This is a genomic window from Tardiphaga sp. (genome assembly GCF_041424195.1).
In the GTDB taxonomy this organism is placed as follows: Bacteria; Pseudomonadota; Alphaproteobacteria; order Rhizobiales; family Xanthobacteraceae; genus Tardiphaga.
The window spans coordinates 21,332-45,186 of record NZ_JBGMOE010000101.1 but is presented as its reverse complement, the minus strand read 5'-3'; the positions used below and the strand labels follow the sequence as shown (position 1 = coordinate 45,186).

The 23,855-nt window shown below is 57.8% G+C and carries 21 protein-coding genes and 1 pseudogene; 19 read left to right on the top strand and 3 right to left on the bottom strand.

Annotation, left to right across the window (positions count from 1 at the left end; genetic code table 11):
• Positions 1-5: 5 nt before the first annotated feature.
• The 17 genes from ACEK02_RS14885 (at position 6) to ACEK02_RS14805 (ending at position 19,626) form a co-directional block, all read left to right on the top strand.
• Positions 6-1,259, top strand: coding sequence for an ABC transporter substrate-binding protein (locus tag ACEK02_RS14885; protein ID WP_371422441.1), 1,254 nt, complete (start codon positions 6-8; stop codon positions 1,257-1,259).
• Positions 1,260-1,261: 2 nt separating this feature from the next.
• Positions 1,262-2,053 carry an ABC transporter ATP-binding protein gene (locus ACEK02_RS14880; protein ID WP_371422440.1) on the top strand — a complete coding sequence of 264 codons (792 nt, stop codon included), beginning with the start codon at positions 1,262-1,264 and terminating at the stop codon, positions 2,051-2,053.
• A gap of 52 nt (positions 2,054-2,105) precedes the next feature.
• The gene (locus ACEK02_RS14875) at positions 2,106-3,038 is read left to right on the top strand and encodes a 3-keto-5-aminohexanoate cleavage protein (protein ID WP_371422439.1); all 933 of its coding nucleotides are present in this window, start codon (positions 2,106-2,108) and stop codon (positions 3,036-3,038) included.
• An 88-nt stretch (positions 3,039-3,126) separates the two neighbouring features.
• Entirely contained in the window at positions 3,127-4,317 is a 1,191-nt protein-coding gene (locus ACEK02_RS14870) for an ABC transporter substrate-binding protein (protein WP_371422475.1), read from the top strand.
• Positions 4,318-4,418: 101 nt separating this feature from the next.
• A complete protein-coding gene (locus ACEK02_RS14865; protein WP_371422438.1) occupies positions 4,419-5,339 on the top strand; it encodes a LysR family transcriptional regulator in 921 nt (306 codons plus the stop codon).
• Between the two features lie 1,191 nt (positions 5,340-6,530).
• Positions 6,531-7,505, top strand: coding sequence for a tripartite tricarboxylate transporter substrate binding protein (locus ACEK02_RS14860; protein WP_371422437.1), 975 nt, complete (start codon positions 6,531-6,533; stop codon positions 7,503-7,505).
• 267 nt (positions 7,506-7,772) lie between these two features.
• Positions 7,773-9,044, top strand: coding sequence for an MFS transporter (locus ACEK02_RS14855; protein WP_371422436.1), 1,272 nt, complete (start codon positions 7,773-7,775; stop codon positions 9,042-9,044).
• 197 nt (positions 9,045-9,241) lie between these two features.
• Positions 9,242-10,042: an IclR family transcriptional regulator C-terminal domain-containing protein gene (locus tag ACEK02_RS14850; protein WP_371422435.1), complete on the top strand. Its 801-nt coding sequence runs from the start codon at positions 9,242-9,244 to the stop codon at positions 10,040-10,042.
• A gap of 23 nt (positions 10,043-10,065) precedes the next feature.
• Complete coding sequence (locus ACEK02_RS14845; RefSeq protein ID WP_371422474.1) at positions 10,066-12,066, top strand: SDR family oxidoreductase; 2,001 nt, start codon at positions 10,066-10,068, stop codon at positions 12,064-12,066.
• 34 nt (positions 12,067-12,100) lie between these two features.
• Entirely contained in the window at positions 12,101-12,559 is a 459-nt protein-coding gene (locus ACEK02_RS14840; protein ID WP_371422434.1) for a carbon monoxide dehydrogenase subunit G, read from the top strand.
• Positions 12,466-13,518 (top strand): alpha/beta hydrolase, encoded by a 1,053-nt coding sequence (locus ACEK02_RS14835; protein ID WP_371422473.1) that lies wholly within the window; start codon positions 12,466-12,468, stop codon positions 13,516-13,518. The genes ACEK02_RS14840 and ACEK02_RS14835 overlap by 94 nt, the downstream gene beginning before the upstream one ends.
• A 15-nt stretch (positions 13,519-13,533) precedes the next feature.
• On the top strand, positions 13,534-14,406 hold the full coding sequence (locus ACEK02_RS14830; protein WP_371422433.1) for a xanthine dehydrogenase family protein subunit M: 873 nt from the start codon (positions 13,534-13,536) through the stop codon (positions 14,404-14,406).
• Positions 14,407-14,421: 15 nt separating this feature from the next.
• Positions 14,422-14,904, top strand: a complete 483-nt coding sequence (locus ACEK02_RS14825) for a (2Fe-2S)-binding protein (protein ID WP_371422472.1) — start codon at positions 14,422-14,424, stop codon at positions 14,902-14,904.
• Positions 14,897-17,188 carry a molybdopterin cofactor-binding domain-containing protein gene (locus ACEK02_RS14820; RefSeq protein ID WP_371422432.1) on the top strand — a complete coding sequence of 764 codons (2,292 nt, stop codon included), beginning with the start codon at positions 14,897-14,899 and terminating at the stop codon, positions 17,186-17,188. The genes ACEK02_RS14825 and ACEK02_RS14820 overlap by 8 nt, the downstream gene beginning before the upstream one ends.
• Positions 17,185-18,174 carry a branched-chain amino acid ABC transporter permease gene (locus ACEK02_RS14815; RefSeq protein WP_371422431.1) on the top strand — a complete coding sequence of 330 codons (990 nt, stop codon included), beginning with the start codon at positions 17,185-17,187 and terminating at the stop codon, positions 18,172-18,174. Before ACEK02_RS14820 ends, ACEK02_RS14815 begins: the two co-directional genes overlap by 4 nt.
• Positions 18,171-18,902: an ABC transporter ATP-binding protein gene (locus ACEK02_RS14810; RefSeq protein WP_371422430.1), complete on the top strand. Its 732-nt coding sequence runs from the start codon at positions 18,171-18,173 to the stop codon at positions 18,900-18,902. The genes ACEK02_RS14815 and ACEK02_RS14810 overlap by 4 nt, the downstream gene beginning before the upstream one ends.
• The gene (locus ACEK02_RS14805) at positions 18,892-19,626 is read left to right on the top strand and encodes an ABC transporter ATP-binding protein (protein ID WP_371422429.1); all 735 of its coding nucleotides are present in this window, start codon (positions 18,892-18,894) and stop codon (positions 19,624-19,626) included. The genes ACEK02_RS14810 and ACEK02_RS14805 overlap by 11 nt, the downstream gene beginning before the upstream one ends.
• On the opposite strand, the gene ACEK02_RS14800 is transcribed toward ACEK02_RS14805, so the two are convergent.
• Both ACEK02_RS14800 and ACEK02_RS14795 read right to left on the bottom strand, forming a co-directional pair.
• The gene (locus tag ACEK02_RS14800; RefSeq protein WP_371422428.1) at positions 19,623-20,549 is read right to left on the bottom strand and encodes a LysR family transcriptional regulator; all 927 of its coding nucleotides are present in this window, start codon (positions 20,547-20,549) and stop codon (positions 19,623-19,625) included. The two genes, ACEK02_RS14805 and ACEK02_RS14800, sit on opposite strands and share 4 nt — an antisense overlap.
• Before the next feature lie 181 nt (positions 20,550-20,730).
• Positions 20,731-20,954, bottom strand: a pseudogene (locus tag ACEK02_RS14795) (SOS response-associated peptidase); the annotation flags it as partial.
• Positions 20,955-20,957: 3 nt separating this feature from the next.
• Between ACEK02_RS14795 and ACEK02_RS14790 the strand changes: the two are divergent.
• Positions 20,958-21,158, top strand: coding sequence for a hypothetical protein (locus tag ACEK02_RS14790; RefSeq protein WP_371422427.1), 201 nt, complete (start codon positions 20,958-20,960; stop codon positions 21,156-21,158).
• Positions 21,159-21,592: 434 nt separating this feature from the next.
• Entirely contained in the window at positions 21,593-22,546 is a 954-nt protein-coding gene (locus tag ACEK02_RS14785) for an AEC family transporter (protein WP_371422426.1), read from the top strand.
• 88 nt (positions 22,547-22,634) lie between these two features.
• Here the strand turns inward: ACEK02_RS14785 and ACEK02_RS14780 are convergent, their stop codons facing one another.
• Positions 22,635-23,837, bottom strand: coding sequence for a UbiH/UbiF family hydroxylase (locus ACEK02_RS14780; protein ID WP_371422425.1), 1,203 nt, complete (start codon positions 23,835-23,837; stop codon positions 22,635-22,637).
• Positions 23,838-23,855 lie beyond the last annotated feature (18 nt).

Below are 23,855 nucleotides of genomic sequence, written 5' to 3'. Positions count from 1 at the left end.
AAGCGATGCGAGTGTTTTCACGCATGATCGGGATTGCCGCTATGGCTCTGGCCGTCGCAGCAACCCAGCCGGCCACGGCGCAAGATAAAGTCATCAAGTTCGCGACGCCGCAGGATTTCACCGTCGTCTATACATTCGTGACGAACGAGTACAATCAGGGCTATCGGGATTATATCTCGCTGGTGAACGAGGCCGGCGGTGTCAACGGTTACAAGATCGAAGTGCTTGTCGCCGATCACGGCAACGCCACGCAGCGCGGCATCGAGGCCTATGAACGCTTCGTACGCGAAGGCGCCATCCTGATCGATCCGTTGTCGACGCCTGTGAGCCGCGCGCTGGTCGATCGTGCGCTGAAGGACAATGTGAATCTCGCCACCACGGTGTCCGGGCGTAGCGATGCCGCCGATGGCAGCGTATTCCCCTATATCCTGCCGATGTCGCCCAGCTACTGGTCGCAGATCTCGCGCGTGGTGGATTATCTCAACACCCAGGAGGGTGGCCTGAAGGGCAAGAAGATGGCGTTCGTCTATATCGACACGCCGTTCGGCCGCGAGGGCCTGCCGATGCTCGATGCACTGTCGAAGCGCTATGGCTTCGAGCTGCAGTCGTTCCCTTACGCACCGCCCGGCAACGAGCAGTCGGCGGTCTGGACCCAGGTGCGACGTTTCAAGCCGGATTGGGCATTTATCGGTGGTGGCGGCGTCGGCCAGCCCGTCGCGATCAAGGAAGCCATCCGAAATGGCATCAATCCTGACCGCATCGCGAGCTGGGTCTGGCTCTCCGAATCCGACATGGATGTGGTCGGACGTGCTGAAGCCAAGGGTGTGCTGAAATGGGCTGCGACCGAACAGGGCCGCGATGCCAAGGTGATCAAGGAGATCCTGGCCAACGTCGTCGATAAGGGCAAAGGCGCGGGACCAAAGGAGAAGGTCGGAACGTCGTATTACAATGTAGGCGTCATGGCGGCCGCGATTGCCGTTGAAGGCGTGCGCAAGGCCTTCGAGAAGGATCCAAAGGGTCCGTTCAACGGCAAGTGGCTGAACGCCGGCCTGACATCGATCTCGAACTTCACGGCCGACGGCTTCCTGCCGCCAGTGACGGTGACGCCGGAAGACCATCAGGGCGGTGGTGCCGGCAAGCTGGCGCGCTGGGACGGTGCCAAATGGGTCGGCATCGGCGATTGGGCGGCGCCCAACCAGGATCTGGTCTGGCAGTTGATCCGCGAGCAGTCGGCGCAATACAAGGCCACCGGAAAATAGCGATGACAGTGTTGTCGCTGAACAATGTCGAGGTCGTCTTTGATCGCGTTTTTCTGGCGATCAAAGGCGTCTCGATCGAGGTGCCCGAACGGGGCCTCGTCGCTCTGCTCGGCGCCAATGGTGCCGGGAAGAGCACGACCCTGAAGGCGATCAGCGGATTGCTCAAGCCCGAGCGCGGAACTGTCAGTCATGGGGACATCCGCTTCGCGGGCGAGCCGATTTTGAGCGTGGATCCGGCCGACCGGGTCCGGCGTGGCATCGTGCATGTGCTCGAGGGCCGACGGGTGTTCGAGCATCTGACACCGAAGGAGAACCTGATCGCTGCGACCTCGATGATGCGCGACCGCAAGCGCGTCGACACGCTGATCGAGCGCACCTTCCAGTGGTTCCCGCGGCTGCGCGAGCGAGCCAATGCCAAGGCAGGTTACCTCTCTGGTGGTGAACAACAGATGTTGGCCATTGGCCGGGCATTGATGACTGAGCCGAAGCTGCTGATGCTGGATGAGCCGAGCCTCGGATTGTCGCCGTTACTGGTGGACGAAATCTTCGGCATCATTCGCCGCGTCAATACCGAGGCCGGCGTAGCAGTCTTGCTGGTGGAGCAGAACGCGGCCGCCGCGCTCGATGTCGCAGAGAGTGCCTATCTGCTGGAAGGCGGCCGCGTCGTCATGAACGGTACGGCCGCGGAGATGAGGGCAAATCCGGATATTCAGGCAGCTTATCTCGGCGGCGGTCACGGCGCCGACTATGCAGCCGTCAAGCACTATCGCCAGCGCCGCCGCTGGCTGTCCTGAGCGGGGCGGCAACTGTACCGCCACAAGGTGGACCTTCTGATGGGAATTAACAATGGCAGCCAGCAACAAGATCATCATTACCTGCGCGGTGACTGGATCGATTCACACGCCCACGATGTCGCCGCACCTGCCGGTGACGGCGGAGGAGATCGCGGAAGCCGCTATTGGCGCGGCAGAAGCGGGCGCATCGATCATCCATCTGCATGCTCGCGATCCGCAGACCGGAAAGCCCGACCAGACGCCGCAAGCATTCGAACCGTTTCTCAAGGTGATCAAGCAGCGCTCAAACTGTGTGGTCAACCTGACCACCGGTGGTAGCCCCTTCATGTCGGTTGAGGAGAGGTTAAGGCCGGCTGCGATGTTCCAGCCTGAAGTCGCATCGCTCAATATGGGATCAATGAACTTCGGCCTGTTTCCGATGCTGGAACGCTACAAGACGTTCAAGTACGAGTGGGAGCCGCAGATGCTGGAAGCGTCGCGCGATCTCGTGTTCCGTAACTCTTTCAAGGACATCGAATACGTCCTATCGACGATGTCACAATCCGGAACGCGCTTTGAGTTCGAGTGCTACGACACGTCGCATCTTTATAACCTTCACCACTTCCTGGAACGAGGGCTGGTAAAGCCGCCATTGTTTGTGCAGACGGTGTTCGGCCTGCTCGGGGGTATCGGTTCGCACCCGGAAGACGTCATGCATATGAAGCGGACAGCTGACCGGTTGTTCGGCGACAAATACAAGTGGTCGGTGCTCGGCGCGGGCCGCAGTCAGATGGCGATCGCAGCAACCGCGGCTGCTATGGGCGGCAATATCCGCGTCGGGCTGGAGGACTCACTCTGGATTGCCAAGGGCAAGCTCGCCGAAACCAACGCCCATCAAGTTGTGCAGGTTCGCAAGATCATCGAGGGGCTCGGCCTGGAGGTTGCGTCGCCCGATGAGGCGCGCGTCATGCTCGATCTCAAGGGGGCAGACCGCGTGGCATTCTGATGGGCCGCTAGCGAGCCAGCTACTAAAAACACAGCGAGGAAGTGGGATGAAACGCATAATATTGATCTTGGCGGCAGGCGCGTCGCTCATGATGCAACCCGGCCTTGGTCAGACCCAGGAAAAGGCGGCAGCGAGCAAGACCGTTAAGATAGGCGTCCTCAGCGATCTGTCGAGTCTGTATTCCGACATCACCGGCGCGGGATCAGTGCTCGCAGCCAGGATGGCGATCGAAGACTCCGGCCTGCTCAACAAAGGCTGGACCATCGAAGTGGTCGCCGGAGATCATCAGAACAAGGCAGATATCGGCGTCAACCTGGCACGGCAATGGTACGATGTCGACAAAGTCGATGTGATCGTCGATGTACCAAATTCCGCAGTAGCGCTGGCGGTCAGCAATCTTACGCGCGAAAAGAACCGCGTGTTTCTCGATTCAGGTGCGGCAACGTCGGACCTTACGAATGCCCAATGCTCGCCCAATACTATTCATTGGGTGTTCGACAGTTATATGCTGGCTCGCGGAACCGGCACCGGAATGATGAAGGCCGGAGCTGATTCGTGGTTTTTTCTGGCGGCGGACTACGCTTTCGGCGCGGCGCTCGAGCGCGATACATCATCCATCGTCAAGAGCATGGGCGGCAAGCTCATCGGCAGCGTCAAGCACCCGCCGAACACGTCGGATTTTTCGTCCTTCCTTCTTCAGGCTCAGGCATCGAAGGCCAAGGTCATCGGCCTTGCCAATGGCGGCGGGGATACGATCAATGCAGTCAAGCAGGCGGCGGAGTTCCGCATCGTGCAGGGTGGCCAGAAGCTATCGCCGCTGCTGATGTTCGTTACTGACGTGCATTCGCTCGGATTGAACGTTGCCCAAGGACTGACATTCACTGAAGCGTTCTACTGGGATCTCAACGACGGCACACGCGGGTTCTCGCGCCGTTTCTCAGAAAACATGAAGAGCCGGGCGATGCCGACGATGGCGCAGGCCGGCGTCGCGTCATCGATCCTCCACTATCTGAAGGCGCTCGAGGCGCTGAACGGAAATAACCGCGACGGCGCGGCCATTGTTGCCAAGATGAAGGAGCTGCCGACGGACGATCCGTTATTTGGCAAGGGCGCCATCCGCACTGACGGACGCAAGATCCATCCGGCCTATCTGTTCGAGGTCAAGAAGCCGGCGGAGTCGAAAGGGCCCTGGGACTACTACAAGGTCTTGTCGTCGATTCCGGCCGAAGAGGCATTCTTGCCGCTGTCAGAAAGTAAGTGTCTGCTGGTCAAAAAATAGCTCCGTGGCAAATCGTGCATTTCCGCGGATGGTTCATCGATGGGCGACCGGTTATCATTCCGGACGCGGCCTTTGGGCGCGCATGAACTCTCGGGGGTGCAATGGATTGGGACAATATACGGGTATTCCTCGCGGTAGCCCGTGCCGGACATTTTTCTGCTGCAGCTCTCGCGCTTCATATGGACAATGCGACCGTCGGCAGACGGATTATCGCGCTGGAAAAGTCACTCGGGACGCGCCTGTTCGACCGCAGGCCGTCCGGCAGCGTCTTGACGACTGCTGGCGAAACATTGATCCGGTCGGCCGAAGAGATGGAATCCCAGCTCATTCATGCGCAGCGCGACCTATCGCAAAAGGATGTCAGTGTTTCCGGAACGGTTCGCATTGCAGCGCCAGACGGGTTTACAACCTACTTCCTTTGCTCGCGTCTCGTAGACCTCAAGAAGAGGTATCCATCGTTGACCCTCCAGCTCGTTCCGATGTCGCGCAGCGTGTCTCTGTCCAAGCGTGAAGCCGATATCGCGATTACGATCGAACGTCCCACGGAAGGAAATGTCGCAATCAGGCGACTCGTTGATTACTCCCTTCATTTCTACGCCGCTAAGGCGTATCTCGACCAACATCCGCGACCAGCAAGTGACAGCGATCTGACCCAACACACGCTCGTCACTTATGTACAGGACCTTCTTATTGCTGATCAGCTTAACTTCGTTCCAAAACACTATGGGGCTGAGTATTCGCGGTTCGAATGCTCGTCAGCCATCGGCCAGATCGCGGCAGTTCGGGCCGGCGCGGGCATCGGTATCCTGCACGACTATGCGGCCTATGGCGAGGCGGATTTGGATATCATTCTGCCCCAGCTCGTTTTCGAACGCAGCTATTGGTTGGTCACGCACCTCGATCTAGTCGGATTGAGCCGTGTCACAGCGGTTTCGGAGTTTATCGCTGCTGAAGTCAGCGCCCACAAATTGATGTTTATGCCCAGGATTGTTCGGAGCACAACGCTTGAGTCTGACGGATGACAACTGCTCTGCTTTGTCCGGATCGTTGGTTCCTTCCTGCGCAGCTGTTTCGAAATGCAAGAGTGTACCAGGGTGGGAATCCACAGCTGACGTGCTAACCGGTGTTGAACCCCTGGAGCCTTGGAGGATGTGACCATGCCGGATATCGCTGAAGAGCCGAAAGCCGCTTCAAAGAGTTTATACTGCCCTAACGCACTAAACGAGAACAGCCGACAGAAAGGCCAAGCTTTGGGGAGAAAGACCAGTAAAGGCGGGCGCTGGCGAAGTCGCTCCAAAACATAGGAGGTCAAAGACTGTTCGCCCTCAGCAGCCCTGAGACCAATTGAGGGACTTTTCGAGGGGAGGGTTTCTGGTTCATCGTAGCCGTAAGGAGCGAAGATGAAGCAGAAATCCGGACCGGGCAAAACGCCTGCAGAACAAGTGCTGAAGGACATTCGGCGCCAGACACGTCGGTAATACTCCACGGAGGAGAGAATCCGCATTGTGCTGGAAGGACTCCGCGGCTAGGAGAGCATCTCCGAGCTGTGCCGCCGCGAAGGCATCGCGGCCTCGATGTATTACGATGCGCTTGGTTTCGGCATCGACTACTGGGGCGCACTGGCGGAAGCCGTCGCACAGTAGTGCCTGAGAAGGTGCATTTTTGCGATTGAAAAAGAGACGAGGCCTTATTCTGAAGCCGCCCAAGCACTCCGGTACGATAACGCAGGTATCCCGACCGGGAAGATGCCTAACGCTTTCAGCGAATTCTTCGTGCTTCGATCGATGCTCATCCTTGCGGATGCTCGTGATTCTACGATCGACCTCCCGGACCTCCGGAAGCTGGGCGAAATGCCAGGTCGTTACCGTTCACACCGCGAGTATTGCGCGGCCTCTTGTGGTCGATAGGGTTGATGACATCATACCCACCATCATAGGTGCAACCATCCAGGGCGATGATAGAACGAATGGGTTGCAGACACTCTGAACAGTGAAGTTTGTTGATGGGGCCCTTTATCGGCGCAGCATGTATTCGATTAGCCGGAAAGGAAGTTCACCGCTCCCTGACGGACGATGACTGGCAGGAACTGAGAAGTAGATCTTGCGTAGCGACCCGGCGCCGCACCTCTGTCTGCGACATTTGTTTGACGAACTCAGATTTGGATGCTGATATATTCGTACATGTGTACGGTCGGCGTACGATGAGGAGGGGTCATGATTTCGAGACGATTGTTTCAGTTCGGAGCTCTTGGTGCGGCTGCCATGGCTTCGACACGTGCGGCGTGGTCCGCCGCTTACCCTACGAAAACCGTTCGGCTCATCTGCCCGTGGCCCGCGGGTGGCGTTGTGGACGTGCTTTCGCGGGCCCTTGCGCAGACTCTTTCCGCTGAATTCGGCCAGACCGTCTACGTAGATAATCGTGCTGGTGCCGGCGGCATGATCGGATCGGCCGAAGTGGCACGTGCCGCTGCCGATGGGCATACGCTGCTATTCAACTCATCCAGTCTGGTCCAGGCCCCGGCCGTGTCCGCTCAGAAGCTATACTCTCCGGTAGGGGATTTTACGACAATCGGGTCGATGGGCAGAACGGTGATGCCGTTCATTGTGCCGAAGGACTCGCCCGCGAACACGTTGCAGGAGTTCGTGGAATACGCGCGCGGTCGCAAGCTGGCGTTCGGGACCTTTGGCGCGGGCACAACGAGTCATGCTTTTCAGCAATTGTTCTCGGACTACAACAAGCTCGAGATGGTGCATGTGCCTTACAAGGGCGAAGCCCTCATGCTCAATGATATCCTGAGCAATCAGGTTGCCTGCGCGATGGGAACGATGAGTACTCTCGCTCCTCAGATCGATGCTCGTTCCGTGAAGGCACTCGCGATTTTGTCTCCGGACGAAGTGCAGGGATATTCGCAGATCCCGACATTCAAGAAGCTTGGCTATCCAGCGGAATTCGATTGGCGCGGAGGTTTCATTGGTCTCTTTGGGCCGCCAAAACTCCCGAGTGACGTAGTAGCCGTCCTGGAGAGCGCTTTTACGAAAGCGATATCGGCCCCTGCGATGCAGACGCTCATGAAGCAAAACTTCGTAGTCGGTAAGTCAAGCACCGGACGAGATGCCGCTGCCGAAGTGATCGCGACGAACACGGCGTGGAAAGAGCTCGTCGGCAAACTGCGGATTGCTGCCAATTAATTGAACGACTCGAAGCAGGCGCGGGTGCAGGGAGACCCGGCCCCCGCGCACGCTTCAAGCACTAGCAGTCATCAGAACTGTTGCGGCACTTATGACCTCTTGCCGCTGCGGGTTCAGTCGAGGTGCAGATGGCGAAAATTGTTGCGCTGCCCGCACGAAACTTATTCGGAAAGCCGTGTGACGAGTGTTTGACATCCAGAACCCCTGCGTGCAATCTTATATTCGTACAAACGTACGGTAGGCGTACGATCTGGAAGGGGACTTCGGATGCAGAAAGACTCTGTTCGGAGCTGGATGGTCATCCTGCTCGTTGGCGTCGCGCTGACGATCTCGCAAATGGATCGGATGCTCTTGTCTATCGCTGCCCCCAAGATGATGACCGACGGTCACATGACAGGCACGGCGCTTGGGATTCTTCTGTCTTCATTCTCCTGGACGTACACGCTGTTCCAGCTTCCTTCCGGATGGTTGGTGGATCGGTTCGGACCGAAAAAGGTTTTGTCCGTTGCTTTCGCGCTCTGGTCTCTGTCTTGCGCGGCAACCGGACTGAGCTCGCTGTTCCTGTTTCTGATCGGTTGCCGTCTGTTCCTTGGCGCATTCGAAGCTCCGCTCTACGCGGTCGCCCATGCAACTATGGCAACGGCCTTCAGCGACCGCCGGCGGGCTTTGGCGACAGCGATTTACGCGAAAGGTGTCAGTCTTGGACCGGCGCTCGGAGCCGTAATCGGCACTTACCTTTTGTTGAATTTCGGATGGTCCCACATGTTCTTCATTGTAGGGATTGGCTCGCTGTTCTTCCTGATCCCGTGGCAGATCGCTGTGCCGAAGACGCTCGACGCCCCCGCCGTCAAAAAAGAAGAATTCAACTGGGGCACGACCCGCGAGCTGCTGAAGAGCAGGGCAGTTTGGGGCGTTTCTCTCGGCTACTTCGGCTTCCTGTACCTCTACTACATCTATGCGACCTGGCTTCCGACCTATCTCTCGAAAGAGCGGGGAATGTCGATGCAGGACATCGCGTGGTTGGCATCGGTCCCATTCCTGATCTCGTTGGTCGCCGGACCGCTGACGGGCTGGCTCGCGGACCTGCTTATTGCCAAGGGCTATTCATCGACGCTTGTGCGGAAGACCGCGATCGGCGTTGGACTATTCCTCGGCGCCGCGATCATTCCGGCAGTGTATGCGGCCGATCCGGCAACGGCTGCTATCTTGTTCGTGGTTGCTCTGGCCGGGCAGGCCATCTCCGCGACGAACATGTTGGCTCTCCCGTCCGCCATCGCCCCGAAGGGGCATGCTGGGTTCGTCGGGTCGCTTCAGCAGATGCTCGGAGCGATTGGCGGCATCATCTCCCCGATCGTCACCGGCATCATCTACGACGGTACCAAGGACTTCCGGACGGCCATCGTAGTTGCAGGCGGAATGCTTCTACTCGCGGCCTTCAGCTTCCTGATCCTGATCAGGCGCGTCGAGCCAATCGTGCTCGGCAAAGAGGACATGGATTCGTCGTCGATCTCGACCGTGACGGCGTCCGAACGCGCCTAACAGTAGGGAAAGGGCAGATGCACACTTCTCGACCGGGATTTGACACCATGCGAAAATCGTACGAACGTACGCTGAGCGGTCGTGTGATCTCGGTTGAGATCTCTCAGGAAAGGTTGCCACAGCGGCCTTTGAAGTCATCGAGCTCGGCCGTCCGGCCGAGATCCGCGGCGCTCCATTCTAGCCGAGGATTGATCGAGATGACAAAACTACGTTCCGAAGACACCGAGAAGCGCCTCGCAGCGGGCCATGGATCCGACTTCCTTGAGGTGCTGTCGCGCAGTCTCACGGTTATCGAGACCCTTGGGGACCACCAGGACGCACTTACGATTAGCGATTTGGCGAGGGCGACCGATCTGCCGAAGCCGAGTGTGAGACGGATTCTCCATACACTCTGCGCTCTCGGATACGCCGAGATGTCCGGGCGGACATTCAGGTTGACGCCGAAAGTCGTGCGATTTGCTACATCGTTCCTCACCAGCGGCGGTCATGCGCAGGTCCTTCAGCCTGCCTGCGAAGAACTAAGCCGCATTACAGGGCAGTCGTGTCTGGTCGGTGTTCTCGACCACGAAGAAGTGCTGGTCGTCGCTTACACCATGCCTCAACAGCTCATGGCCAGAACGCTCGGCGTAGGTGTCCGCTTTCCCGCGTATTGCACGGCGGCAGGCCGCCTGTTGCTCGGCATGAGGCCCGAGACTGAACTCGCCGAGTACATGGCAAACCTCAAGCCGGTTGCTCAGACCGAGGCGACCGTCACTTCCAAGGCAGTCATCCGCAAGGAAATCATCGCGACCCGTGAGCAAGGCTATTGCGTCATGGAGGATGAATTCGTGATGGGCTGGCGGACCGTTGCCGTGCCGCTGCTTCGACATGACGGTTCAGTCTTCGGAACGCTCAACCTGAATTGCAAGAAGTCCCCGGCGCTGACGGATATCGAATTCGCCCACTACGTCGAACTATGCCGCCAAAGGGCACAAACGCTCAAACCGTTGCTCATCTGAGCCACGTACACTGGAGATATCACTTGGCCAAAACGACAGAAATCCGGCTCGCCATCGATATTGGAGGCACATTCACGGACGTCGTGCTCGACGGTCCGTTCGGGCGCGTCACCCGGAAGGTTCTCACGACCGTCGCGCAGCCCGAGGTCGGGCTCATGAACGGGGCCAAGCAACTCTTGCAAACCGTCGATCTAGATCTGTCGAAGGTCGATGTCTTCGTCCACGGCACGACCCTCGCCACCAATGCGGTGCTCGAACGAAAGGGCGCAAAGACTGCTCTTATCGCGACGGCGGGTTTTCGCGACGTGCTGGAGTTGGGAAGCGAGGGGAGATACGATCAGTATGACCTCCAGATTTCCAAGCCGCAGCCACTGATCCCACGCGAGCGCCGATATACGGTCAGCGAGCGCATGGATGCGACGGGAAACGTGAAGCTCGGCCTGAGTCTGCCGGAGCTTGCCAAGATCGCCCAGGAGATGAAGGCGACCGGCGTAGAGAGCGTCGCGATCGCCTTCATGCATTCCTACGCCAATCCCGAGCACGAAGAGACGGCGGCGAAATTCATCGAGGACGCGCTGCCAGGCGTGTCGGTCACGATGTCGTCCGACGTCTGTCCGGAAATCCGCGAATTCGAACGCACATCGACCGCGGCAGGCAATGCCTATGTCAAACCGTTGATCAATGGATATCTCGAACGAATGGAGGCGGCGCTTGCGGCGGCCGCCTTTACCGGACGCTTGTTTCTCGTCACGTCCGGCGGCGGTCTGACGTCCATCGAGACCGCTCGTCGCTATCCCATTCGCCTCGTCGAGTCGGGTCCCGCTGGTGGCGCCATCTACGCCGCGCAGCGCGCCCGAAGCCTCGGCGACAAGCGGGTCGTCTCGTTCGACATGGGAGGCACGACCGCCAAGGTCTGTCTCATCCAGGATGGCGAACCGATCACTGCAAATTCGTTTGAGGTGGACCGGACACATCGGTTCATGAAGGGCAGCGGCCTTCCGCTCCGTATCCCTGCGGTAGAACTCGTTGAGATCGGTGCAGGCGGCGGATCGATCGCCGGCGTGGACAAGCTGCGACGCGTTACCGTCGGTCCGGAAAGCGCCGGCTCCCAACCCGGACCTGCGTGTTATCCGAACGGCGGGGCAGGCGCGACCGTGACCGACGCCGATCTTGCTCTCGGACTGCTCGATCCTGCGGCATTCGCCGGAGGTCGGGTCGCTCTCAGTTCTGACGCGGCCGGACGCGCGCTCGACGCTGCCGTTGGGAAGGAGCTGGGGCTATCGACGAAGACGGCTGCATTCGCTGTCACCGAGACCGTCTGCGAAAGCATGGCAAGCGCGGTGCGTGCAGTCGCTCTGTCAACGGCGGGTGCGCATGTCACGCTTGTGTCGCGGACGGCGAAGGAGCTGGATAATGCGGTCGAGGCGATCAAGCTTGTGGGAGGCACGGCCGAGGCGCTCACTATCGATGTAACGGATATTGATCAACTGACTCGCGTAATCGAGGCTCAGCCGGTTCACGACATTCTCGTTAACAACGCAGGAATGAATCGGCCCAAACCTATGATTGAGCTCACCGTTGACGATTACGACGCTGTTATGGGGCTCAATGTCAAAGCTGCATTCTTTGCGGCCCGATTGTTTGCCCAGCGGTTGATTTCGGCGGACCGGCCAGGCTCTATCATTAATGTCTCATCACAAATGGGGCACGTTGGCGCTGCCAATCGGACTCTCTATTGCACCTCGAAGTGGGCGATCGAGGGGATGACAAGGGCTATGGCGGTTGAATTCGGGCCGCGCGGAATTCGCGTCAATACTATCTGCCCTACGTTCGTCGAAACACCCATGACCAGAGAATTCCTTAGCGACGTCGATTTCAGGCGCCAGGTGCTGGAGAAGATAAAGCTCAAGCGTCTGGGACGCGTGGACGACGTAATGGGGGGCTTTGTGTTCCTGGCGAGTGATGCATCAAGCCTGATGACGGGATCGTCCCTGATGTTGGATGGTGGTTGGACCGCTGAATAGCGTGAACTTAGGTCTGGGACGACGGAGAGGTAATATGGCGATTCTGATTTCTGGAGAATACAAGCTGCCCATCGGACAAGACGCTGTGTATGCGGCGCTCAACGATCCAGAGATTCTTCGCAAATGCATTCCGGGTTGCGAAGAGCTGGAACAGCGGGAGGACGGCATCTTTGCTGCAATTGTCCGGCTCGAACTGGGCCCGCTGAAAACTCGCTTCCGAGGCAAAGTAAAGCTCGAAGATCAGGATCCGCCGAACGGTTACCGCATCAGCGGGGAGGGCGACGGCGGCATCGCCGGATTTGCGAAGGGCGGAGCGTTTGTAAGACTGACTGCTGACGAGGATGGCGGAACGAAGCTCGTCTATGAAGCAGACGCCAACATTAACGGAAAGATTGCGCAATTGGGACAGCGACTGATCACCAATACAAGCAAGAAGATTGCCGATCGGTTCTTCGAGAATCTTCTAGCTACTCTTCAAGCGAACGCAGCCTGAGCGGCGCAATTCAGAAAGGTATGACCATGGCCAAAGTAACGGAAGTCTCATTTTACAGTGAAGGTCTTAAGCTCAGCGGGCTCTTGTATGAACCCGATGATTTGAAGCCTGGTGAAGTGCGCCCCACGGTGATCTGCTGCCACGGCTATACGGGCATGAAGGACGTTTATCTGCTGCCCGTTCCGGAACGGTTGGCGAAGCACGGATACGTTGCGCTCACTTTCGATCACCGTGGATTTGGTAAGAGCGAGGGCATCGTCGCGCGCTTGATGCCGACGGAGCAGGTCGAGGATATCCGTAACGCCGTCACTTACATGACCACTATTCCATCGGTAGATACAAACCAGATCGCACTTTACGGCACGTCGTTCGGCGGGGGTAACGTGGTCGTAGCCGCGGCCACCGATGATCGCGTTGTATGCATAGTCTCTGTCGTTCCCGTGGCGAATGGCTACCGCTGGATGAAGAGCCTAAGGAAGCACTGGGAATGGCTTAAATTTCAGAACGTTCTCGCTGAAGACCGCGTTCAGCGAGTGCTTACGGGGAAGTCGCGCCGTGTCGATGTGACCGAACTTATGCCAGGCGACCCTCACTCGCGGCAGGTCATTCAGGAGAAGGTAAAGGCGGCCGAAAGGTACACCGAGGGTTATCCTCTTGAAAACGCCGAAGCTACGATGCGTCACATTCCCGAAGATTACGTGCACGCAATATCTCCCAGGCCAATTCTGTTTATCCATACGGAGCGCGACGGCCTTGTGCCAATCGATGAATGCTACTCCATGTTTGCAAAGGCGAACGAGCCAAAGAAGCTCGTTACGATCCCCGACGCGGACCACTACGATGTTTATGAGTTCGTGAATCCACCGGTCTATGAAGTTGTGATGCGAGAGACCATCGGTTGGTTCGACGCTCATCTTACGAGGACCGATGGCACGGTAACCGCGGCGAAAGTCGCCTAGCGACAGGAGAGCGATATGGCGCTACCCAAGTTCGATTACTTGGCGCCAAAGAGCATAGGCGAGGCCTGTGCAGCTTTGGCGGCGAATCCCGACGGGGGGAAGCTAATTGCTGGTGGCGTGTCGCTGTTACGCGTCATGAAATTTCGTATCATGTCACCTGATTGCCTGATCGACGTTAAATCGATTCCAGGGCTCCGATACGTAAAATGCGACAAGGATGTGCTGAAGATTGGCGCAACCGCTACGTCTACCGACGTTTTGAGGTCGTCCGACGTAGCGGAAAAATTGCCTTTGCTTTCTCAGGCCATTGCCCGCATCGCAACGACTGCGGTGAGAAACTGGGCGACTGTCGTAGGTAACATTTGTGTAGGTCATACAGCCAGTGATCCCTCAGCCGCCCTGTTAGCACTTGGCGCCGAGCTCGTAATCTCGAATCCAAAAGGCGAGAGGACGCTGCCAATCGACCAGTTCTTCCTCGGTCACATGTCCACGGCCCTCGAAGAGGCCGAACTCGTCCGCGAAATCAGGATACCGCTACCCAAGGAGCCGGTCGGCATGGCCTATCTTGCTCACGCGGGGCGCGCTGCCATGGAGACGCCGCTCATCGCGGTCGGTGTTGCCCTCACAGCCAATGGGAAGGGATGTACGAGTGCCAGCATATCGCTGGCCGGCTCAGCCGAAACGCCCATCCGCTTGACGCGGGCTGAGAAAGCCCTGGTTGGTGCAAAACTCGACGAGAAAGCGATCCACAATGCCGCACTGATCGCTGCCGAGGATTGCGCCCCTGATAGCGATGTCTACGCATCCGCGGAATATCGACGCCGTCTTGTTGCAGTCTATGTGCGCGACGCACTTCAAGCTGCAGCCGGCCGCATTGGCCACGCTTAGGTGAGCGAGAAGAAAATGCGAAGAGCACTTAACATAGAGATCAACGGCCGCAAGCAAGTTCTGGAGATTGAGCCGAACGAGCTTCTTCTTGACGTCTTACGGCTGGGGGTTGGCCTTACCGGTACAAAAGAGGGATGTGGTGAGGGCGTTTGCGGTTCCTGCACCGTGATGGTCGATGGCGAGCTCGTACGCTCCTGTCTTACGCTGGCGATGCAGGTTGATGGCAAAGCTGTGACGACGATCGAGGGGATCGCGAACGGGTCCGAGCTGCATCCGCTTCAGCGCCGGTTTTTGGAGCATGGCGCGGTACAGTGCGGCTTTTGCTCGCCGGGCCTCATTTTAACAGCGAAAGCGCTGCTTAGCAGCAATCCGGACCCGTCGGAGGCGGAGGTGAGAGACGCCATTCGCGGCAATTTCTGCCGTTGTACTGGTTACGTGAAGATTGTCGAAGCCATTCTCGCGGCAGCTGCGGAACTTCGGAGTGGGGCCAATGCATAACATTAAGGACAGTGCAGAGTTTGAGGTTCTAGGAAAGAACGTCATCCGCGAAGAAGGGCATGGCAAAGTCACCGGCCTGGGAAAGTATGCAATCGATCTTGAGATGCCCCGCATGCTGTGGGCCAAGATCAAAAGAAGCACCCGCCCACACGCAAAGATTATCAATATCGACGTTAGCCGCGCACAAAGTCTTGCCGGCGTACACGCGGTGCTTGTTGACAAGGACTGCCCGCAGACGCTGTTCGGCTTCGGCTGCTATGACGAGCCCCTCCTTGCGCGGGGAAAGGTTCGATATATCGGAGAACCCGTCGTTGCCGTGGCTGCAGATAGCGAAGCTATTGCGGAGCAAGCCTGCGATCTCATCGAAATCGATTACGAAGATCTTCCTGCGGTCTTTGACGTACACGAAGCGTTTCAGACGAATCCGCCAGCGATTGTTCACGAAGAGCAGGAGAGGTATCGGCGCGTTCCCATTGGACCGGTGCAGTACGACCCCAAACATCCTAATGCCTTTGGTTACTACCGCATTCGCACCGGCGAGGTAGAAAAGGGGTTCAAAGAGGCCGACGTTGTCCTGGAAAGAACCTATACGAATGCGATGATGGGGCATGCCCCTATGGAGAGACACAATTCGGTCTCTCTGTGGGACGCGGATGGAAACGTTACTGTTTGGTCGTCATCTCAGGCTGCCTACCCACTGCTCAACCAGATTAGCGAAGCGCTTGATATTCCGCACTCGCGAATTCGCGTGATCATTCCAAAATACGTGGGTGGCGGCTTCGGCGGAAAGATCGAGATGAAGGCGGAGGGTCTTTGCGCAGTGCTCTCGCGCGTCGCAGGCAATCGGCCTGTCAAGATCGTCTATACCCGCGAGGAGTCGTTGTGTTGGGCTGGTGTCCAGCATCCTTTCGATATGAAGATCAAATCGGGCGTTCGAAAGGATGGAACGATCACATCCTGTGAAATGTTTGTCTTGGTCAACGGCGGAGCTTACGCGCAACACGGCTTCCTGGTTACCCGTCAGGCGAGCTATGGCCCGCTTGGTTCATATCGATTTCCAAACTTCAAGCTCGACAATTACGTTGTTTACACTAACCAGCCGCCTGGCGTTGCCTATCGTGGATTTGGCAACACGCAAATCCATTTTGCACTGGAATCGCATATCGACGAACTTGCTAATGCGATTGGAATGGACGCCTACGAGATCCGCAGAAAGAATATTCTCGTAGAAGGTGAGATCAACGCCGCAGGAGAGATTCAGCATTCAGTCGCCGGATCCGAGTTGCTCGACGAGATAAAGAAAGGCCTCGAGCAGCACGGCACGCTTGTTAGGGAAGGGAAGGGGCCTTGGCGAAGAGGACGCGGCATCGCTTTTGCTAACAAGGATAGCGTCGCTCCATCGGCTTCCTCGGCGATCGTGAAAGTTCACAATGACGAGACCGTCGAGATTCGACACAGCGCCGGCAACATCGGCCAGGGTAGTTCGACGACCCTGATCCAAATTGCAGCCGAATTCTTCAAAGTTCGTCCGGATCGGGTGAAGACGGCTGAAGTCGATACCTGGATCACGCCTTACGACCAACTGACCGGCTCGAGCCGCATCACGTTTGCCGCAGGCAATGCGGTCCTGATGGCCTGCGAAGATGTCAAGGGCCAGATACTGAAGATGGCGGCTGAGGTGATGCAGGCAAGCCCGGAAGAGCTTGATCTGGCCGGCATGAAGGTCTTCGTGAAGGATAATCCTGATCGTTTCATGGCTGTCCGCGAACTTTTCCGCACGGTGTTCTTCACGGGCTCTTTCCTCCCGACAGGCGGCGAATTGCTGGGCAAGGCGACGTTCACTGTCCCGTCGAGCAAAATTGACCCAGAGACTGGTCACGCCGCCGACGACGGAATGCGCAAAATCTTCTCGTTCTGCACGAGAGCGGCGCAGGCTGTTGAAATCGCGGTCAATACCGAAACCGGCGAAGTCAAACTCGAAAAAATTGCGATTGCGAACGACGTTGGCCTAGCAACCGCGGTTGCGGCTATTGGCGGGGCCTTGCTGATAATTGTCAGCCCGGTCGAGCCCAGTCTCGATCGCGTTTACATCGGCCGCACATTCTGTGTCGTGGTGCTGGCTGGGTTGGGCAGCGTAACCGGAACGCTCGCGGCCGGGATAATCCTCGGCGTTATTGAATCCCTGGTCCTTACCATGTTTGGAGCTTCATGGGCGCCCGCCGTGGCCTATGGCCTTCTTCTCCTCGTGTTGGGGATCCGTCCACAAGGATTGTTTGGCCGATGAAGAAGAGCTCTATCGTTTTCTGGATTGCGGCAACTGCGCTTCCTATTTCCGCCTATCTCTTACCAGCGCTCGGCCTCAACGAGTATTATCTGTACGTCAGCTATATCGTCCTGCAGTACGTGGTGCTCGCGACGGCATGGAATGTGCTGGGGGGATATGCGGGATATGTAAACTTTGGGACGGGCGCCTTCTTCGGCGCCGGCGCGTATGCCGCCCTCGTACTTATGCTCACGTTTCAGGCTCCACTGATTGTGCAGATCGGCGGTGCAGCGCTGATCGGAGCCGCTATGGGGCTTTGCGTCGGACTTTTGACACTTCGGTTGAAAGGCATCTTTTTTTCGATCGCGACGATTGCCGTCGCTATCGTCATCGAAACCTTTGTCTTGAATTGGCGCTACGTTGGCGGGGCGACGGGTATGCAGATCCTTCGGCCTCCGGTTCCGCTTGGATTTGAGACCTACACGCAAATGCTTTTGGTGGTCATGACGGTCTTAGCGGTTGTTTCACTCGCCGTTGCGCGTTACGTCCAAACATCTTGGCTAGGACGGGGATTGCAGGCGTTGCGGGATGCCGAGGTTGCCGCCGAATGTTCGGGAGTGCCTACGCTGAAGCTGAAGCTAATAGCCTGCGCGCTGTCGGGAGGGCTTATGGCAATGGCTGGGTCGACGTTACCTTTGTATTCCAGTTTCATCGAGCCGCACTCCGTCTTCAATCTTAACTACTCCGTAATGGCGCTTTCTATGGCGGTGATCGGAGGAATGTCGAAATGGTGGGGCCCCGCTATTGGTGCCGTTCTGATTTCTGCCAGCCAGCAGTTTGCAGTTTCGGCCAGTCCCGAGAAGCACCTTCTCATCGTCGGGTTGTCGCTCATCGTTTTTGTAGTCGTCGCACCTTCCGGCTTGATCGGCTTGGTTCATTGGTTGCGAGGCTGCCTGACGTCCAGGTCATCGACGGGGCGCTTGAATGAAGGGTTGATCAAGCCATGACTGCCTTTCTGAACGTCCAGGATGTTACAAAAACATTCTTTGGCTTTACGGCGCTGTCCAATGTCAATCTGAACGTCGCAAGCGGTGAGCGACTTGGTCTCATTGGCCCGAATGGTTCGGGAAAAACGACGCTGATCAACTGTATTTCTGGCGCTCTGGAAGTCGATACCGGGCAAATCGTGTTTGAGGGTTCGAGCATATCAAAGCTGGCGCCTCATCAAAGGGCTAAGACGGGTGTTGCACGAACGTTTCAGATTCCACAACCGTTTCACTCGATGTCGGTGGTCGAGAACCTCATGGTGCCCCTAGAGTATATCGTCCACGGGTTGATCGATGCCTCGAATGAGGAGTCGGTGTATTGTGAGGCGAGCGAGATATTAAGTCGTGTGAGGCTTGATGATCGACGCCATGCTCATCCAGGCGACCTTTCTCAAGTCGAATTGCGGAAGCTGGAGCTCGCGCGCGCAATAGCTGCGCGGCCGAAGCTGCTAATCTGTGATGAGGCGATGGCCGGTCTGGCCATGAAGGAAGTCAACGAGATTCTGGATATCCTGCTCGAATTGAACTCGGCGGGGATCACCATCGTCATGATCGAACATATCATGCAGGCGGTCATGCGGTTTTCGCAGCGTATTGTTTGCCTGACCGCAGGGCGGATCATCTGTGATGATCTTCCCGAGAATGTCATGGCGAACCCAGAAGTCAGGAGAGCTTACCTTGGCAGTTAAGATCGTCGTCAGCGACCTCCACGCAGGTTACGGGCCAGTGCAGGTGCTGCACGGTCTGTCTTTGGAGGTGCGCGAAGGGGAAACGGTAGCGCTGCTCGGTACGAATGGAAATGGTAAGAGCACCTTAATGAAGTGTTTGATCGGGGACGTGCGCCCGACCCACGGCCATGTGACATTAGAGATAGATGGTAAGGTGCTCGATCTTTCCCGGCTCACGACAGAGCAGATCGTTGAACTAGGTATCAGCATAGTTCCGGAGGGCCGTCGGCTCTTTCCTTTGCTAACGGTCGAAGAGAACCTTCTTCTTGGTGCATATCGAAAAGCGGCACGTAAGCGAATCCATGAAAATCTGGAATACTGTTTCGAGTCATTTCCGATCCTGAAGGAGCGACGACGGCAGCCTGCAGGCTCAATGTCGGGCGGCCAGCAACAAATGCTGGCCTTGGGTAGGGCCTTGATGTCGTCCCCTCGGGTCTTGTTGGTGGACGAGCCCTCCGTTGGACTAGCCCCCATCATGGTCACTCAAGCGATAACGAAGATAGGAGAATTGAAGCAACGGTTTGGCTTGACGATTATAATGGCTGAGCAAAACTTTACAGAGGCTCTGCGGATAGCCGATCGCGGTTATGTCTTAGTGCACGGGCATATTGCATTTGCGGCCGAAAGTGCAGCCGAGCTGAAAAATAGTGATCTGATAAGCGAGCTATATCTGGGTGCCAATTAGTCACGCGCCTCGGCCAAGATAGCGGTCGGCCAACTGCCGTTCTCAATTTTCTTCCGCACGATATCCAGTAGGAGCTGCCGAAAGAGTTTGGCGGGCAAGGTAAGCTCTCCGGCCGCTGGGCGAATGAAGGCCCAGTTCACGTGAAGTCCTTCGATAGGACTCGCCGAAAGGTCGCCCTGCTTCAGTGATGCTTGGATGGCGCAGTAGGGGAGAATGCTATAAGCGGTTCCGCGCGTTACCAAATTAGAAATCATGCGAGTTGAGTTACTATCCGCCAGTATGCGCATGGATATATCTGCGCGCTTGAACGCGGCCTCGATTGCGAGACGAAAGTTATTCATCCTGTTAGTGAGAATAAGCGGCTTGTTTTCAGCGGCTTTTAGCGTGACAGGCTTGCTGGGTGATAACCCAGCAGAGGGCGGCGCCGCCAGGAACAAGCCTTCCGTAAAAAGCTGTTCGGCATTTACTCCGGGGGTATCATCCAAGACAACGACAGCGCAGTCGATCTTCCGTTGCTGTACATCGCTTGCTAGATCAATGCTGATTCCTTCACGGACGTGCAGATGCACGTCCGTGTATCGACGGCAGTACTCGTCAATCAATTCAAGGCTGACGAATTGACCAATCGCGGGCGGCAGCCCAACCGTCAAATGACCTCGAGGCGAGGACTGGTCGCCGATAACTTCGCGGAGTTTATCAAATTGGTTCACAACGAACGCGGCGTGCTCCTTCAGAGCCCGACCTGCTTGCGTCAATTCGACTCCTTGTCCGGACCTAGTGAAAAGGGATTCTCCCAGATCCTCCTCGAGAAGCCGGATCTGACGAGACAGAGCTGGCTGCGCGATGTTGAGAACATCGGATGCCCTCGTCAGATTTCCAAGTTCTGCCACTTGGAGAAAGTAGCGGATTTGTCGCAAATTCATGAGGCATCGCTCGCTTGACCGTGTGGGCTTGATCACAACGTAGCATCAGGAAGTGCCGCTTGGCTGGATTGATTTACCGTGAAGGATGCCGGCACGACCGAAAGCCGGGCTGCCCTCGCCAAGATGTCATTCGGCCTGCAATATTGACCCCTAATCCGGGGGATCGGTGAACGCCGATTGACACGTTGGTCGTGCCCTTGTCTGTTCCATCCGCCGGAGTTCCTTAAAATCGACCTGCTTGCCCTTGCTTTCCAGCTTCTCGGCCCGTGTCTTCGCCTTCTTGAGGATCGCTTGCGACGATGATGGCATGCCCCAGCGCAGCATTGCGAGTTCGCGGCCGCCGTCAGCGTTGCGGACGACAGGCGCCATCTTGTCCGGAAAGATGCCCGGCATCGGAGGCAGGTTCTCATGAACGTAATGCTCGCATCAGGCGGCTATCCGTGGACGGTTGTTCGCGTCGATGATCGAACGCGCTATCTGCAATGCCTTGAGACGGCAAGCGTCGCGATGGACGTCCGGCCATTCGCCGAGTTCATCGCCGAACGCGTCCGATGGTCAACTGATCAATTGAAAACTGCGATTTCAGGAGGCGAAGGCTTCAACGAATAAAGCAGTGTGGAATTGCCATTTTTGAGATTCCACACTTAAGCTAGGGGCTGGGGGGCACCTCCACCATTGCCTGAAGCGTTTGCCATTTGTTCTTTCGCGTCAAGTCGCCTTGATTCGCGGCCGCGACTATTGCTTCCTGATGAAGTCTCCGCCTTTTACTCAAATTGGACTCTACGAACGATTCGGCAGGGTCGCTTAGCTTGCTAAGCCAGACGTCGTGATGAGGCGGCAAGGATTTTGGCGCGTTTTTCCAGGCGAAGGGGCGTGCCGCGCGAAAGAGTGCTCAAACACGGGATTTCCTCGCGATAAAACGGATTTTCGATCGGGAATGAGACCGTGGTCCTGTTGCCCACAGAACTTTGGCTCAAAAGTGCAGAACTTTGGGTGTCTCACCACCGCCCGCAGGGCCAAGAACCAAGAAAAACACGCACAACATGATGGACGTCCTCAATCTCGCACTGCCGTATTTCGGGCTGATCTTCATTGGGTTCGCCTGCGGCAAGGTGAAGAACCTGCCCGAAACCGGCCTCGCATGGATGAATTTCTTCCTCCTCTATGTGTCGCTGCCGGCGCTGTTCTTTCGGATCATGGCGAAGACGCCGTTCGAGGAACTCAACAATCTGCCCTTCGTGATCGGCACCACGCTGGCGACCGCGACGGCGTTCTTCCTGTCGGTCGGCACTGGTAAGTTCCTGGGCCGGCTGACCATGCGCGAGGCCGGGATGGCCGGGCTCGCCGGCGGCTACGGCAATATCGGCTATATGGGGCCGGGGCTCGCGCTCGCGGTGCTTGGGCCGAAGGCCGCGGTGCCGACGGCGCTGGTGTTCTGTTTCGACAGCATCTTCCTGTTCTCGATCGCGCCGCTGATGATGGCGCTGACGTCAGGCGACAAGCGTCCGCTGCTGCCGACCATCGGCATCGTCATCAGGCATATCGTGCTGCATCCACTGATCGTGGCAGCCTATCTCGGCGCGTTCGTCGCGGCGTTTCATATCCAGATGCCGGTTGCGATCGATGGCATGCTGCTGTTCCTGCAGAATTCGGCTGCGCCTGTTGCGCTGTTCGCGCTCGGCGTGACGGTTGCCCTGCGCCCGCTCGGGCGCGTGCCGTGGGAGGTGCCCGGCCTGATCTTCATCAAGCTGTTGATTCATCCGCTGATCGTATTCGGCCTGATGCTGTTGCTCGGACCATTCCCGCCGTTCTGGGCCGCGACGGCCGTGCTGCTCGCATCCTTACCACCGGCGCTGAACGTATTCGTGATCGCGCGGCAGTATGACAGCTGGATCGAACCTGCGTCGGTTGCGGTGCTGCTCGGCACCTTTGTGTCAGTGCTGACGTTGACGTCGGTGATGTACTTCCTGAAGACAGGTCAGATCGCGTTCCCGTAGGGTGGGTAGAGCGTCTTCGCGAAACCCATCAATCATCGTGTCACGTAAGGTGATGGGTTTCGCTGCGCTCTACCCATCCTACAAGGAGCTACGACGCACTCTTGCGCCACGATGGCGACAGGCCCTCGCGCATCGCGAGGCGGCGCAACGGGCCTATCGACCCGATCGCATGCATACCGGCGGCGCGGATCGCCTGCATCGGCAGTAGATCGCTGAGCAGCGAACGGTTGGCCATATCGATCGCAAAGGTGCGCGAGGAGATATCGGTGCGCCTGATCTTCTCGAAACGCGCCAGCACCGGCGCTGCCCCGATATCCGCGCCATTCATGCCGGCATCGCGAACGACGTCAGCGATATCGCCGGCGTCGCGCAGGCCAAGATTCAGGCCCTGCGCACCGATCGGCGGCACCACATGGGCGGCTTCGCCGACCAGCACGATGCGGTTCTTCGCGAGTTGTGCGGGCTGCTCGATGGCCAGCGGAAACATGTGTCGACCCGGCTCGACCTGAACCCGGCCGAGGATCGAATGCGATTGCTTCTCTGCGGCGTCCGAAAGGGCTTCGTCGCTCAGTGCCATCAGGCGCTCGGCATCACGCGGATTGTTGACCCAGACGACGCTGGAGCGGTTGCCGGGCAGGGGCACGAACACGCAGGGACCGGCGGGGGTATGAAACTCCGTCGACATGTTCTTGTGCGACCGGCTATGCGCGATGTTGAAAGTCAGCGCGGTCTGCTCAAGCGCGCGTCGTTTGACCGAAATGCCTGCGGCTGCGCGGCACAGGGATCGGCGGCCATCGGCGCCGACGACCAGCCGCGCGGCCAGCACCTGGCCTTGCCGCGTGCGGACCTGAACCTGCATCTCGTCCGGCGTGACCGTATCGGCTTCGTCATCGATGCGAATGAGATTGGTCAATTCCGCGGCGCGCGCTTCGAGCGCGATCATCAATTCGCGGTTCTCGATATTGTAGCCGAAGGTCTCGAGGCCGATCTCGCTGGAGACGAATTTGACTTCGGGCGCGCGGATCAGCCGGCCCGTGTCGTCCACCAGCCGCATGGTGGTCAGGGCGGCCGCCTTGTCGGCGCAGCGGCGCCAGACATCGAGGCTGTCCAGAAACGCGACGGAGCCGCCAAGCAGCGCGGTCGTGCGGTTGTCGCCATAGGGGGCGCGGCGGGCGACGAGGGCGGTGCGGGCGCCGGTCTCGGCCAGCGCGAGGGACGCAGCAAGGCCGGCAGGGCCGCCGCCGACAACGGCGACATCATAGGTGGAGGTGGAAACAGAGGTCTCGGTCATGGCCGGACCATCGGCTTT

Excerpts from the sequence above, each read along its gene's own strand:
- ACEK02_RS14885 (WP_371422441.1), top strand. The coding sequence starts at position 6 with ATGCGAGTGTTTTCACGCATGATCGGGATTGCCGCTATGGCTCTGGCC.
- ACEK02_RS14880 (WP_371422440.1), top strand. The coding sequence starts at position 1,262 with ATGACAGTGTTGTCGCTGAACAATGTCGAGGTCGTCTTTGATCGCGTT.
- ACEK02_RS14875 (WP_371422439.1), top strand. The coding sequence starts at position 2,106 with ATGGCAGCCAGCAACAAGATCATCATTACCTGCGCGGTGACTGGATCG.
- ACEK02_RS14870 (WP_371422475.1), top strand. The coding sequence starts at position 3,127 with ATGATGCAACCCGGCCTTGGTCAGACCCAGGAAAAGGCGGCAGCGAGC.
- ACEK02_RS14865 (WP_371422438.1), top strand. The coding sequence starts at position 4,419 with ATGGATTGGGACAATATACGGGTATTCCTCGCGGTAGCCCGTGCCGGA.
- ACEK02_RS14860 (WP_371422437.1), top strand. The coding sequence starts at position 6,531 with ATGATTTCGAGACGATTGTTTCAGTTCGGAGCTCTTGGTGCGGCTGCC.
- ACEK02_RS14855 (WP_371422436.1), top strand. The coding sequence starts at position 7,773 with ATGCAGAAAGACTCTGTTCGGAGCTGGATGGTCATCCTGCTCGTTGGC.
- ACEK02_RS14850 (WP_371422435.1), top strand. The coding sequence starts at position 9,242 with ATGACAAAACTACGTTCCGAAGACACCGAGAAGCGCCTCGCAGCGGGC.
- ACEK02_RS14840 (WP_371422434.1), top strand. The coding sequence starts at position 12,101 with ATGGCGATTCTGATTTCTGGAGAATACAAGCTGCCCATCGGACAAGAC.
- ACEK02_RS14830 (WP_371422433.1), top strand. The coding sequence starts at position 13,534 with ATGGCGCTACCCAAGTTCGATTACTTGGCGCCAAAGAGCATAGGCGAG.
- ACEK02_RS14825 (WP_371422472.1), top strand. The coding sequence starts at position 14,422 with ATGCGAAGAGCACTTAACATAGAGATCAACGGCCGCAAGCAAGTTCTG.
- ACEK02_RS14820 (WP_371422432.1), top strand. The coding sequence starts at position 14,897 with ATGCATAACATTAAGGACAGTGCAGAGTTTGAGGTTCTAGGAAAGAAC.
- ACEK02_RS14815 (WP_371422431.1), top strand. The coding sequence starts at position 17,185 with ATGAAGAAGAGCTCTATCGTTTTCTGGATTGCGGCAACTGCGCTTCCT.
- ACEK02_RS14810 (WP_371422430.1), top strand. The coding sequence starts at position 18,171 with ATGACTGCCTTTCTGAACGTCCAGGATGTTACAAAAACATTCTTTGGC.
- ACEK02_RS14800 (WP_371422428.1), bottom strand. The coding sequence starts at position 20,549 with ATGAATTTGCGACAAATCCGCTACTTTCTCCAAGTGGCAGAACTTGGA.
- ACEK02_RS14790 (WP_371422427.1), top strand. The coding sequence starts at position 20,958 with ATGAACGTAATGCTCGCATCAGGCGGCTATCCGTGGACGGTTGTTCGC.
- ACEK02_RS14785 (WP_371422426.1), top strand. The coding sequence starts at position 21,593 with ATGATGGACGTCCTCAATCTCGCACTGCCGTATTTCGGGCTGATCTTC.
- ACEK02_RS14780 (WP_371422425.1), bottom strand. The coding sequence starts at position 23,837 with ATGACCGAGACCTCTGTTTCCACCTCCACCTATGATGTCGCCGTTGTC.